Origin of the sequence: Proteiniphilum saccharofermentans (assembly GCF_900095135.1) — a bacterium.
Lineage (GTDB): Bacteria > Bacteroidota > Bacteroidia > Bacteroidales > Dysgonomonadaceae > Proteiniphilum > Proteiniphilum saccharofermentans.
Genome location: NZ_LT605205.1, coordinates 2,311,274 through 2,325,525 on the forward strand (window position 1 = coordinate 2,311,274; position 14,252 = coordinate 2,325,525).

Sequence of the window (14,252 nt, forward strand, 5' to 3'; positions counted from 1 at the left end):
TTCGGAAAATAATACTCAATCGCATCTTCCAATTATCTAATTAAGTTCATAATCCTGAACTTCCTCCACAGTCTATTTCTTCTGCTGATTCTAAGTGATAGGTCGTGTACATAAATTTATTTTTTTAATCTTGCCCGGATATATGAGTACAAAAGTAATAAAAATGTGCCAATGTGTCAATATGCTAATATGCCAATAAAATAATTCAATATTTTTCCTATAATTACTATTATGTTTAATTATAATTCGCAATACTCTCCTGCTTATTCAAAGCTTATTCAAATCATCTCTCTTTTCAGATTAATAGTTTTGATCATCACAATGATGTGCGACCTTACTTGCAAAATGTATGAATGCGAAAATTATAAAAAACGAAAAAGGAAGAAAACCATTGGTCTTCCTCCTTATTTTACTTATTGGGCTCTTACTTGAATTTATTCAAGGTTCAGTTGGTCTTCAACCACTTTCAACTCAGCTGATTTATCAACACCCAATACACTTAAATTGTAATATGCATTTCTGAGCAACATAAGCACTCCATTTATTTCTTGTTGAGAAGCATTTCTTGCTTTTATGACTTGCTCCATTTTTTCCAGTAAAGGAAGTGCTTGCTGATACAATTCAACTGTTTTTTTATCGTTTTCTACCTGCTGTTGTCTGCTGGACATAGTAGCGGTTACTTCTTTTAATTCCTGTGCCTGGATAATATAATTTCTAGCAAGGTTTTCCAACGCTCTTTCGCAATTGGGATCCTGTGCAAGTGCTTTCTTATATTCGGCTTCGGCAGCTGCATAGTCTCCCTTTTCAGCGAAGAGGGCTCCCTTCACACTGTTGAGGTCGCACGAATTGGCCGGATCGTTGGCAATAGCCTGATCAAGATACTCCATAGCCTTATCAGATTGTCCGCTACGGATAAATACATTGATCAGATTGGGAACGAAATATTTGCTATCAGGGAATTTTTGTGCACCAAGATTGAGGGTTTCTATAAATTTAGCCGAATCACCTACTCTTTCATGTTGACTTGCCAGCAACTCATATATATCGCTCTCCTTATAAGCGCTGTTTTCTATGAAGGGCTCTTTTGCGGCACGTTCCAGCATGGCAATTGCCCTTTCATTCTGATCAGCAGAGATAGCAGAGATGATGGCGTAATACTTGATAGTCTGATAAGTACTGTCCAGTACAAATGCATCCTTCTGATCGGCAAACATCGGCAATGTGGGTATATCCCAATAGACCTCAAAAAAATCAGCAGCCTTTGCATAATTGCTCTGTTCGTTGTAATAAACCCCTCCGTTAATATAAAATGGATGGTTAGCACGCAGGATATTACTGATATCTTTACGCACCCTGTTCCTCACCCTTCCTTTCTCATCAGGAAGTTCACCGAGCGAATCAGCTTTCAGATAAGGTTTGTAAGACTCCATGAGCCCGTCGTACATCACCTTCTCATTGGCATCCTGATTCAACATTGTTTTTGTTCTCTCATTGTCGAAGGTTTTATTGCCTATATCGCCCATCACTTTCCATGTTTCGGGATCGGCAGCAGTCTCCGGATTGGTAGATGCCTGTTGAATTAGTGTGCGTGCTTCTTTCAGATCGTCTCGCCCTAATGCCCTTTTGGCATCTCTAACAGCCGATTTCTGCGCGAGAATACTTCCCGTGGAGAGAATGGCAATCATAGTTAAGAATAGGATTCTTTTCATTTTGTCATATTTTTTTGTGATTAAACTATTTATGTGATATGGAACCTTTCGGTTTCGTATTATCTCCATTTAAAATTGTTTCTTGATATGTATTGACTAAAATATATCAAAAAGTTTAATGAAATAATGAATTTTATTAGTTGATGCGCAAATCCTAATTACAGCAATTATTCGATATCAGTGTTTGTTTCTTCCGTTTCTCCAGATATATTTTCCATATCTCCTATTTCTTCAATCTCTTCTTCATCGGAATTTACTTTACAAACAGAAGCGATCTGATCGTTCCTTTTTTCCAAATTGATGAGACGGACACCTTGTGTGGCACGCCCCATAATACGAAGGTCGGAAATTTTCACACGTATTGTAACGCCAGACTTGTTAATTATCATTAAATCATTGTCATCCGTTACACTTTTGATAGCGACCAACTTACCGGTTTTCTCAGTCACATTGAGTGTTTTCACACCTTTTCCGCCCCTGCGGGTAATCCGGTATACCGGTTCGCCGTCCTCGTCATTCAGTTTTGTCCTTTTACCGAATCCCTGTTCCGATACCACCAGGATAGTATCTTCCGAGTCCGGCTTCATACAGATCATGCCTATTATGCAATCCTGGCCGTCGTCATCCAATGTCATACCTCTTACTCCGGTAGCGGTCCGGCCCATGGGCCGGACATCCTTTTCGGCAAATCGTATGGCGCGTCCGTTGCGGTTTGCCAGGATCACATGCTGGTTACCGTCGGTCAGACGTACCGATATTACCCTGTCATCTTCACGGATGGTAATTGCGTTCACCCCATTCTGCCTTGGCCTTGAATAAGCTTCAAGCGGCGTTTTCTTTACTATCCCCTGCTGGGTACAGAAAAGCAGGTTGTGGGAATTGATATACTCCTTATCCTGTAATGTCTCTACCCGGACAAATGCATTGACAGCATCATCCGAATCAATATTCAACAGATTCTGTATAGCCCTTCCTTTCGAATTTTTGGTTCCTTCCGGTATCTCAAAAACACGCAGCCAGTAACATTTTCCTTTCTGGGTGAAGAAAAGCATATAATTATGGGTAGTGGCGGGATAGATATATTCCACGAAATCCTCTTCGCGGGTATCGGTCCCCCTGACCCCTACTCCACCTCGGTTCTGTGTATGGAAGTCAGCCAGAGGAGTACGTTTGATATAACCCATATGAGAGATGGTGATAACCATATCTTCATTGGCATAGAAGTCTTCAGGATTCATCTCTTCCGAAGCGAAGATGATTTCCGAGCGGCGTCCATCACCATATTTCTCACGGATCTCAATCAACTCATCTTTGATCACTTTCATTCGAAGTTCTTCATTGACCAGTATTTCATTAAGATAAGCGATCAGTTTCTGTATCTCTTCGAACTCTGCGCGTAATTTATCCTGCTCCAGGCCGGTCAGTTGCCTCAATCGCATTTCTACAATGGCTCGCGACTGTATCTCGCTGAGGTTGAACCGATCCATCAGTCGCTGGATAGCTTCCTGCGGAGTCGAAGAACTACGGATAATGGCAATTACTTCGTCGATGTTGTCTGAAGCGATGATCAGCCCCTGCAGGATATGAGCACGCTCTTCGGCTTTGCGCAATTCAAATTTTGTCCGCCGGATCACTACATCGATGCGGTGTTCGACGAAGAGTTCAATCATCCGTTTGAGCGACAATAATTCCGGACGCCCCTTCACCAGCGCGATACTGTTGACGCTGAATGATGATTGCAATGCCGTCAGCTTATACAGTTTATTCAATACGACATTGGCATTGCCATCACGTTTGATATCCACCACAATACGCATACCATCCCTGTCCGACTCGTCGTTGACATTGGAAATGCCGTCGATCCTCTTATCTGATACCAGATCGGCAATATGCTTGATGAGATCGGCTTTATTGACCAGGTAAGGAATTTCGGAGATGATGATCTTATCGTGGGTCTTACCCGTCTCAATCTCCGCTTTCCCGCGCATTACAATACGTCCCCTCCCCGTCTCGAACGCCTCTTCCACGCCTTTATAACCATAAATATAGCCTCCGGTAGGAAAATCGGGCGCTTTGATATAGTGCATCAACCCTTGGGTATCGATATCCCTGTCATCGATATAGGCGATAATGCCATTGATACATTCGGTAAGATTATGAGGGGCTATATTGGTAGCCATTCCCACGGCAATCCCCGATGAACCGTTGATAAGCAGATTGGGGATCCGGGTGGGAAGCACCGACGGTTCCAGTAGGGTGTCATCGAAGTTCAACTGAAAATCGACCGTCTCTTTATCGATATCCCTGAGCATTTCCTCCGCCAGCCTGTTCAACCGGGCTTCGGTATACCTCATGGCTGCGGGACTGTCACCATCGACACTACCCATGTTACCCTGTCCGTCCACCAGCGTATAACGCATGCTCCAATGCTGTGCAAGGCGTACCATGGCATTGTATACTGAGGAGTCGCCATGAGGATGGTATTTACCCAGTACCTCGCCGACAATTCTCGCGGATTTTTTGTGGGGTTTATCGGCCGTGTTATTCAAATCCGACATACCATAAAGGATACGGCGATGCACCGGCTTAAAGCCGTCACGTACGTCAGGCAGCGCCCGAGAAACAATAACCGACATCGAATAATCGATGTACGACGACTTCATTTCATCTTCGATATTGATCTTGATGATTCTGTCTTGCTGATCAATCATATTACAAAGTGATTTTTCTCTTTAACTAATATTTCTATGTAGTTTATTTACAGATTAGTAATTACTTTAAATTTTCCAAAATTTGGACAGACTAAGGTACAACTTTTTTCCCGATTTAACAAAAAAAACAGGAAGTTTATTACTCGGCAGAGTCAAGCAGCAAGTGCAATTTACATTAATTGTTTGTAAAACTCAACTTTGGGTGTGTTAAAGTCCAATTTTTTCCTCGGTCTTTCATTCAGCCTGTGCTGTATCCGCTTCAATCTGTCGGGTGGATAGTCCTTGAAGGACGCCCCCTTGGGGATGTATTGCCGGATGAGCTTGTTCGCGTTTTCGATCGATCCTTTTTGCCATGCCGAATAGGGGTCGGTGAAGTACACCGGGGCTTCCAGCATCTCCGTGATCCGTTCGTGCGCCGCGAACTCCAAGCCGTTGTCCGTGGTGATCGTCCTTATCACGTCCTTGTAGGGTAGCAACATGCGGCACAGCACCTTGGCCAACCCTTTCGAGTCCCTTCCGCGGGGCAGTTCCCCGATCATCACGAGGTTCGTCTTCCTTTCCGTCACCGTCAGTATCGCCTCCGACTGGTCGGCCCCTATCATCGTGTCCATCTCGAAGTCGCCGAAGCGCTTCCCGTCGGCCTCCACGGGCCTTTCCCGGATGCTCCTGCGGTTGGGGATGCCTCTAACGGAGCCCACCGGTCTCTTGCGGTGCTTGAGCCTGTGACGGCAATGCTTGTAAAGGTCGCCCCCGGCCTTCTTGTCCTCCCGGATCCACTTGTAGATGGTCTCGTGGGAGACCCGGATATTCTCCTTCTTTCTCAGGTGTCCGCTGATTTGCCCGGGCGACCAGTCCTTGCGCACGAGCCGGATCACCTTTTGTTTGATCCATTCCGGGGTGGCCCGGTTGCCGGGCAGGCGTTCCCTTCTCTCCATCGCCATCTCGTGGGCCAGTCGCCACGAGTAGCCCCCGCGCTTGTCCTTGTTGCGCTGCAACTCCCTGGACACCGCTGAAGGACTGACACCTATCAAGCTCGCGATCGTCCGCTGGGTGTCACCGTTTTCTAAACCTAAATAAATCGCGTACCTTTGTTCTGAAGTTAACTGTTTGTATTTTTTCATAAGCAACATAATAGTTAATTTTAGGGAGACTTCGGTCTCCTTTTTCTTTTATGTTGCTGTCCGACTCTCTTCGGGGGCTTGCGCGCCCCCGGCCGTTAGGCAAACCCCCGCGGTGTTTTTCATGATTGTTGTGAAGAATCATTTCAAAAAACAACACGTGGATGTTGCACTTCTAAGTTGAACTTAGGCTCCCTGTTTTTAGTTTTTATTAAACGCTTACGCGCCGTGGCAGTTTTTGTATTTCTTCCCACTTCCACAAGGACAGAGGTCATTTCTCCCTACCTTTTTCTCCACGCGGATCGGCTCCAGTTTCTGAGGCTGTCTCTGTTGGGGGTCGCCATTCCTGCCAGCTCCTGCCGGCATACTATCCGACTCCTCTTTCTGAGTACGATACTTGCTATAATCGGTCTTTTGCTCAGGGGTGGCACGCCTTACGCTTCCCGGATCCTGCACCGGTATCTGACCCCGCATCAGAATGGATACCGCTTTGGAGTTGATGTCATTTACCATTGTCTTGAAGAGGTTGAACGACTCCAGCTTATAGATCAACAGAGGATCTTTTTGTTCGTAGCTCGCATTCTGCACCGAATGGCGCAATTCATCCATTTCCCGGAGATGCTCTTTCCAATCCTCATCTATGGTATGCAGCAGGATCGATTTCTCAAAAGCTTTTACCAATGCTTTCGATCCGGTCTCATACGCCTCCTTCAGGTTGCATGAGATGTTATATACCCTTTTCCCATCGGTAATCGGGATCAGGATATTTTCGTACATCGCCCCCTGATTTTCATAGACCTGCTTGATGACCGGTTGGGCGACTTCGGCGAGCCGCTCCGTTTTACGCTTAAAGGTCTCAAAGGCCTGGGCAGTCACTGCCTGCAGTTGGTCGTCCAGTTTCATCCTCTTCATATCCTCCTCTTTGAAGGGGATATCCAGCGCCATCACACGAAGCAGATCGAGTTTCATCCCTTCGTAGTTATCTTCGTTGATCTCCACAATATTCCTTGCGGTCTCCGAAATCATGTTGGCTACATCGTTATCGATACGTTCACCCATCAGGGCGTGACGGCGACGGCGATAGATCACTTCACGCTGGGAGTTCATAACATCGTCATATTCCAGCAAACGCTTACGGATACCGAAGTTGTTCTCTTCCACCTTCTTTTGGGCACGTTCCACCGACTTGCTCAACATATTGTGTTCAAGGACGTCGCCTTCTTTGAATCCCATCCGGTCCATCAGGCCGGCAATCCTCTCCGTAGCAAAGAGACGCATCAGGTCGTCTTCCAGTGAGACAAAGAACACACTTGATCCGGGATCTCCCTGGCGTCCGGCACGTCCTCTCAACTGCCGGTCCACACGGCGTGACTCATGCCGCTCCGTACCGATGATAGCGAGACCGCCCGCTTCCCGCACCTCCGGGGTGAGCTTGATGTCGGTACCACGACCGGCCATGTTGGTGGCTATGGTCACCATTCCCTTTTGTCCGGCATTGGCTACGATCTCGGCTTCACGCTGATGCAGCTTGGCATTCAATACGTTGTGCCTGATCTTACGGAGAGTAAGCATACGGCTCAGTAACTCCGAGATTTCTACGGAAGTGGTACCGACAAGGACAGGACGTCCTTTGGCGATAAGACTTTCCGTCTCTTCGATCACCGCCGTATATTTTTCCCTTTTGGTCTTGTAAATACGGTCGTTCTGGTCATCCCGGATAATAGGTTTATTGGTAGGGATCACCACTACGTCAAGTTTATAGATATCCCAGAATTCACCCGCTTCAGTTTCAGCCGTACCGGTCATACCGGCCAACTTGCTGTACATCCTGAAAAAGTTCTGCAACGTGATGGTGGCAAACGTCTGGGTAGCTGCTTCCACTTTTACCCGCTCTTTCGCTTCGATCGCCTGGTGCAGACCGTCGGAGTAGCGGCGTCCCTCCATCACACGGCCGGTCTGCTCATCTACAATCTTCACCTTGTTGTCGATCACCACATATTCATCATCTTTTTCGAACAGGGTATAAGCTTTCAGCAACTGGTTGACGGTATGTACACGTTCCGACTTCACGGCGTAGTTCTGTAGTAACTCGTCTTTTTTAACTGCCTTCTCTTCATCGGAAAGCGGAGACTGCTCCAGTTCCGCCAGTTCGGAAGCAATATCAGGCAGGATAAAGAAATGCGGGTCGTCCGACTTACCGGTCAGGAGGTCGATACCTTTATCCGTCAGTTCAATACTGTGCTGCTTTTCATCAATTACGAAGTAAAGCGGATCGGTTACAACATGCATATTGCGCATCTGCTCCTGCATATAGAATGCTTCGGTTTTCAGCATGGCCGCCCTCACCCCCTGTTCACTGAGGAACTTGATGAGAGGTTTATATTTCGGCATCCCCTTATAGGAACGGAAAAGCAACAGTGCGCCTTCTTCCTGTTCCTTAGGATCGGACGAAGCCATTTTTACTTTTGCCTCAGCCAGCAGGTGGGTAGTCAGCTCACGTTGCGCTTTTACAATCATTTCCACCCTCGGACGGAACTGGTCGTACAATTGGTCGTCGCCTTTAGGTACCGGACCGGAGATAATCAACGGGGTACGGGCATCATCGATCAATACCGAGTCTACCTCATCCACAATGGCGTAATTATGCTTACGTTGTACGAGGTCCTTCGGCGAAATCGCCATATTATCACGCAGGTAATCAAAACCAAATTCATTATTGGTACCGAAAGTAATATCCGATTCATAAGCCTTGCGACGGGCGTCGGAGTTGGGTTCATGTTTGTCGATACAATCTACCGATAAACCGTGGAACATATACATGGGACCCATCCATTCAGAGTCACGTTTTGCCAGATAATCATTCACAGTCACCACGTGCACCCCTTCGTGGGTAAGTGCGTTCAGGAAAACCGGAAGTGTCGCCACCAGCGTTTTACCTTCTCCCGTAGCCATCTCGGCAATTTTTCCACGGTGTAGTACCACACCACCGAAGAGCTGCACATCATAATGGATCATGTCCCAGGTGATCTCGTTCCCCCCGGCGATCCAGCGGTTTTGATAGATGGCCTTATCGCCTTCAATACGGACAAAGTCATGGTTCGCAGCCAGATTCCGGTCGAAATCAGTAGCTGTAACCACAATCTCCTGATTCTGTGTGAAACGGCGGGCTGTATCTTTCATGATGGAGAACGCTTCGGGCAGCACCTCATCAAGCGCCTTCCCATACTTCTCAATCACATCTTTCTCCAGCTTGTCCACCTGGTTCCAGACCGTTTCACGCTTATCCAGATCGATGGCATCAATACCGGCCTTGAGTTCCGCTATTTGTGCCTTCTCTGCCGCAACATATTCCTGAATGCGTTTTTCAAGCTCTTTCGTCCTGTTACGCAATTCATCATTAGAGAGTTTCTCTATTTCGGCATAGGCCTCTTTCACCTTTTTCACGACCGGATTAATTTCGTTCAGGTCGCGTTGTGCCTTGTTGCCGATTATTTTTGATATAAAATCATTCCATCCCATAGTAGGTATATTTTATTACAATTATTACGAGGTTGAAGCGCGTTGCGGGTATGTAACCTCCTGACTACTTTACCACATTTCCACCTCTTTGTATATATTATTAAATAAATATTGTTCTCGCAATGGCATAGTTCAAGTAAACTTGATCTCTACTCATTGCTTATCGAAATAATTCTTGAAGGATTTCTCCTTCGGCGGCGTTGGGAGCCCGGATACGCAACCGGTATGCTACACTTGGCGCGATTTCGGTCGCTTCAATCGTACGCTCAATTCTCTGGGGTTTTATGTCACTCCCGAAGAAAATCACGGGTGCCACAACAGCATTGTTACGCACTCTTACATTCTGATCGGACTGAGGGTCTACTATCCGCCAACCGGGTTGCAACCGAAGAAACAAATCACCTGATTGTCCTTTATAAAATCCGTTTCTGTAATACTGTACATCCTGGTTATAGGCGCCATGCAGCATCTGGTAGGAAGTGATCACATCCTGAATGCCGGCCGATTGCACCAGAAACTCGGCAGCCCTCTGTTGAAACTCCCTTAAATCGATCTTTTTGTCTTCCAGCAATTTCCTGTCGAAGAAGAATTGCCTGTCATAATATTTCTTGATCCACTGCTCCCTCCCGTAAAGTGCCATCAGATACATATTGAGCAGCGCCTGGCTCCGTTCGGGATAGAAATCACCACCCGAAGTAACCATCCCGTCGGGAAGAGTCTCCTGCTCATCGAAGTATCCTGTCGAAACGACAAAGATCAGCGTATTCTTAAGTCCTACGGATGCGTCGATAGCATCGAGCAGCCGTCCCAACTCCTGATCGAGCCGGTAATAGGTATCCTGTATTTCTACGGAATAATTTTTATCCAGTGCTTTTTCATAATTCCCCGCATAGAAAGTGAGCGCCAGGAAGTCGGGATTCATCCGTTTCCCCAACGATCCCGATTCAAGCAACCTGACCGCCATATCGTTCACTTCCTTATTCACATAAGGCGATTGTTTGAACAGACGGAAATGGTCTTTTTTATCGGGGCCAAGGTAGTGCTGGAAATTATACCTGTTCCGGGTATACGGAAAAGCGTCATACTGGTTCACGTCAATGGCCGGGCGCCATGTAAGACTGTTAATAGTATAGGTGAGCGATTGTCCGCTACGGTTATGTTGATCAATGACCGGTTGCCTGTTCTTGTAAAAGGTGGTAGTGGCCCATTTCCCGTTCTCTTCTTCAATCCAGAAGGCACCACTCGCGGCATGTCCTCCGGATGCCAGTGCCTGGGAGGCATCGGGAGCAAAAGCGAAGATATCCGACTGTCCTCCTGAAGCGATTTTCAGTTCGTCGGCAATGGTAGAAACCTTGACAGGAAGAGGGGAAAGTTTTTCAGTAGTGAAATTTCCCAGATAATTATCGTCGAAGAAAGAGGATATTTCACGGTTCGAATCTACCAAATACCTGTTCTCAGCCATAATTCCATGATAGGAAGGGTTGGCGCCGGTAAAGATGGTCGTAATGGAAGATGCCTTATTCAGATTGGGGAAATCGTAATATACATTACTGTACACAAGGCCGTTATTCAACAACCTGTTGAATCCCTTGCTCCCGAATTTGTGTCTGAACATCTCCAGATAATCACCCCTGAACTGGTCGATGGTGATTCCCACCACCAGTTTCGGTATTTCACCCGAAGGTGTTTGCGCAAAAAGCGTTGTGATTGAAAAAAAAGCAACCAGTGAAGATAGTATTCTAACCATGCCCGTATTCTGTCATTTACCAATCTACAATCCACCCCAACCTGCTTTCAGGTGTTTACTTGTGGTGAACTGTTTGTTTTTTAACCGCCTTTTCCTCAATATATAAATGTTTATCCCCGACCTGAACCACAAACTCATTGAAAATGGGATTGTTGCCAACGGTAATTGCTGTGGTATCAACCACCATAATAAGAGGAAAAGCGTTAAGAGTGCAAAGTTAATAAAATGATAGAAATAAACTGCCTTATTTGCTGATTTCATCCAGAAGAAAGAAGCAGCAATCAGAGCGAACGGATTCAGCCAGACAAAATTCCAGTTGGGATTGGTGGCAGGGTGCTCCGAGAAATACATCAACACCAGGAGTATTATCCCGGCCAATCCGGCAATCACAAACAATACTGTGTCATAAATCCTGGCAAGTTGGGTCTTATTGAGTTTGATAAGCTGGATCAGGGAGACGATTATGGTAAGCAACAACAATGCGAATGCCGTTAAAATCGGTGTAAATACAACCCCTTCGCTTTTTTTATTTATCTCTTTGTCAACAGGTAAGAGCATTTCGGTGTTTTTCACCAATGGCACGTTCAATGTATCGCCTCTTTGAATGGTTGCCCCCTCGAAAGAATCCATCAGATAGTCCGGAATAAACATTTTATCCCTCACATTGATAGTACTGTCGGCCGGACTTCCTATCAGCAGGTCGATACCGAACTTTACCCACGGATAACCATCCACACATTCATGCACCAGGTCTCGATAGGATTGGTCTGAGCCGGTCGGAGGGTATTGGATGATTCCTTCCGTATATTCTTCGACCATATCACGGGGTCGGGTGGAACAATTATCATAGAAATAGTTGTATCTATACTCCCTGTTTTCAGGCAATACGTTAACCATAAGCGCATGGTACAACTGTTGTTTTTCAGCCGGCGAGAGGTTCAATTCCTGCTCCACCACCTGCTGTCCCCGGTATCCGTATTCGTTGAGAAATGCCTCAAAGGGAAGGCCACCCAGGATATAATCCGTTTTTCCACGTATAAAATTATAGATAAAATGGGGTTGTGAGGAATCAAAATAGCCGTAATTGAAAACCTGATCCACGCCGGTAGAATCATCCTGCACACGGATGGCAGTATGGCCGAAAAAAGCATATACAGCTCCATACCACGGCGATGCGGTCAACAGGCTTATTTTCGCATTATCATTCAGTTGCACCTGACCCGGCGCAGGGAGTGATAACAGTATGATAAAAAGAAGCATCAAAGTCTTCTTTTGCCGAATAAAAGTCTGAAACTCCGTACTTACTAAAGATGATTCGATTATTCGTTTCATTGGCTTTTTACTTGTTTATCTGTAAGCCCGGGTATTTTTTCCCCGACATAAAACTGCAGGCGTAAACGGGTGCAAGCAATACCTCTGTTATGGTTTTTACATATACGTTTCACATATACGTCCTGTCAGATAAGACAAAAGTACACATTTTTGTGTAAAATCAATACATAACTCAAATAACAAATAGCGGCGATCCCTGTCAGACCGCCGCTATTTGTTACATCATTAATCCTGTGGATACCGGATTTATTTATTCTTGTTACGGTTTCCGTAACGGCTCATAAACTTGTCAACCCGTCCTGCCGTATCTACCAGTTTTTGTTTTCCGGTATAGAATGGATGTGAAGAACTGGTAATCTCAAGTTTTACCAACGGATAGGTAACACCGTCGATTTCGATAGTTTCTTTTGCATTAATAGTAGATCGCGAAATGAAAATCTCTTCATTCGACATATCTTTAAAAACTACCGGACGGTAATTGTTGGGATGGATCTCTTTCTTCATACTGATTTTTATTTTTTCCGGTCGCAGAAGCTGCCGGTCATCAGCTTGTAACGCTTTTTAATGACGACCTTGGACAAACCCCTTTGATCCTGCTGTTTGAATATTCTCAATTTTCGGTGTGCAAAGATATGACAATCATTTAAAATAAAAAAATAAATAACACTCTTTTTTCTCCATCCGGGCATTATCCCCTACCCTTATGCCTATCATTTGCCACTCATCCCATAAAACGGTGACGGCGCTATGCATTGTTTCCCGATTTTCTAATCTATCAGGTCAAAACCACAGTATGGTACCAATGGAGCCGGAATCCGTATACCCTCCGCTGTCTGATTATTTTCCAGTAACGCAGCCATGATACGCGGCAGGGCCAGAGCGCTACCGTTTAGGGTATGACAAAGTTCTGTCTTGCGGTCGGCATTCCGGTAACGGCATTTCAAGCGGTTAGCCTGGTAACTCTCGAAATTGGATACCGAGCTCACTTCCAGCCAACGTTTTTGAGCGGTAGAATAGACTTCGAAGTCGAATGTCAACGCCGAAGTAAAACTGATATCTCCTCCACAAAGGCGCAGGATACGCCATGGGAGTTCCAGCTTTTCGACCAGCGTCTGCACATAACTGACCATTTCATCGAGGCGTTCATAAGAATTTTCCGGCTTGTCGATACAGACGATTTCCACCTTGTCGAACTGGTGCAAGCGGTTCAACCCTCGTACATCTTTCCCATAGGAACCGGCTTCACGGCGGAAACAAGCTGAATAGGCGGTATTTTTGACAGGGAGTTCCTTTTCTTCGAGGATCACATCCCGATAAATATTGGTTACCGGTACCTCAGCCGTAGGAATAAGATAAAGGTCATCCAATCCCACATGGTACATTTGTCCTTCTTTGTCGGGCAACTGTCCTGTTCCGAAACCGGAATCGCTGTTGACCAGATAAGGAGGTTGCACTTCAGTGAATCCCGCATCACGTGCATTGTCCAGGAAAAAGTTGATCAGGGCGCGTTGAAGCCGTGCTCCTCTCCCTTTATACACAGGAAAGCCGGCACCGGTAATCTTTACCCCCAACTCGAAATCGATCAGGTCATACTTCTTAGCCAGCTCCCAATGCGGAAGGGCATTATCACCGAGCGACGGAATTTCTCCTCCGCTCCGTTCCACCGGATTATCTTCGGCAGTCCGTCCTTCCGGTACAGAATCGTGCGGCAGGTTGGGAATAGTGACCAGCAGGGACTCTATCTTCTGTTCTGCATCTTTCAGTGTTTCACCCAACTCTCCGGAGGTCTCTTTCAGCACTCGCACCTTCTCACGTGCAATAGCCGCTTCTTCCTTGTTTCCCTCTTTCATCAATTGACCGATGGACTTGGAAATAGTGTTGATCTCGCCAAGGATAGCATCGAGATGGGTTTGCGTCTTGCGTCTTGTATTATCCAGATCGATGATCTGACTGATAACTTCCCGGCCATCGAAATGTTTCTTTGATAGCTGCCGTATAATCTCTTCCGGGTTTTCGTTGATTCTTCTGAGTGTAAGCATAAAACTGTTAATTGACCCGCAAAGTTACAAAAATTCCGGCATGGTGAAGTTGCCGGAACAAAATTTAATTCGGGGTG

At 46.0% G+C, this 14,252-nt stretch carries 8 protein-coding genes; all 8 read right to left on the reverse strand.

What is annotated here, in order from left to right; genetic code table 11:
• Nucleotides 1-434: 434 nt before the first annotated feature.
• A complete protein-coding gene (locus tag PSM36_RS09060; protein WP_076930637.1) occupies nt 435-1,709 on the reverse strand; it encodes a tetratricopeptide repeat protein in 1,275 nt (424 codons plus the stop codon).
• A 167-nt stretch (nt 1,710-1,876) separates the two neighbouring features.
• Complete coding sequence (gene gyrA, locus PSM36_RS09065; RefSeq protein WP_076930638.1) at nt 1,877-4,420, reverse strand: DNA gyrase subunit A; 2,544 nt, start codon at nt 4,418-4,420, stop codon at nt 1,877-1,879.
• A 170-nt stretch (nt 4,421-4,590) separates the two neighbouring features.
• Nucleotides 4,591-5,541, reverse strand: a complete 951-nt coding sequence (locus PSM36_RS09070) for an IS30 family transposase (protein ID WP_076931995.1) — start codon at nt 5,539-5,541, stop codon at nt 4,591-4,593.
• Between the two features lie 216 nt (nt 5,542-5,757).
• A complete protein-coding gene (secA, locus tag PSM36_RS09075) occupies nt 5,758-9,057 on the reverse strand; it encodes a preprotein translocase subunit SecA (protein WP_076930639.1) in 3,300 nt (1,099 codons plus the stop codon).
• Nucleotides 9,058-9,217: 160 nt separating this feature from the next.
• Entirely contained in the window at nt 9,218-10,804 is a 1,587-nt protein-coding gene (locus PSM36_RS09080) for an alkaline phosphatase family protein (protein ID WP_076930640.1), read from the reverse strand.
• Between the two features lie 24 nt (nt 10,805-10,828).
• Nucleotides 10,829-12,136 carry an Lnb N-terminal periplasmic domain-containing protein gene (locus tag PSM36_RS09085; protein WP_083710995.1) on the reverse strand — a complete coding sequence of 436 codons (1,308 nt, stop codon included), beginning with the start codon at nt 12,134-12,136 and terminating at the stop codon, nt 10,829-10,831.
• 246 nt (nt 12,137-12,382) lie between these two features.
• Entirely contained in the window at nt 12,383-12,640 is a 258-nt protein-coding gene (locus PSM36_RS09090; RefSeq protein ID WP_019540833.1) for a type B 50S ribosomal protein L31, read from the reverse strand.
• 263 nt (nt 12,641-12,903) lie between these two features.
• Complete coding sequence (gene serS / locus PSM36_RS09095) at nt 12,904-14,175, reverse strand: serine--tRNA ligase (RefSeq protein ID WP_076930641.1); 1,272 nt, start codon at nt 14,173-14,175, stop codon at nt 12,904-12,906.
• Nucleotides 14,176-14,252 lie beyond the last annotated feature (77 nt).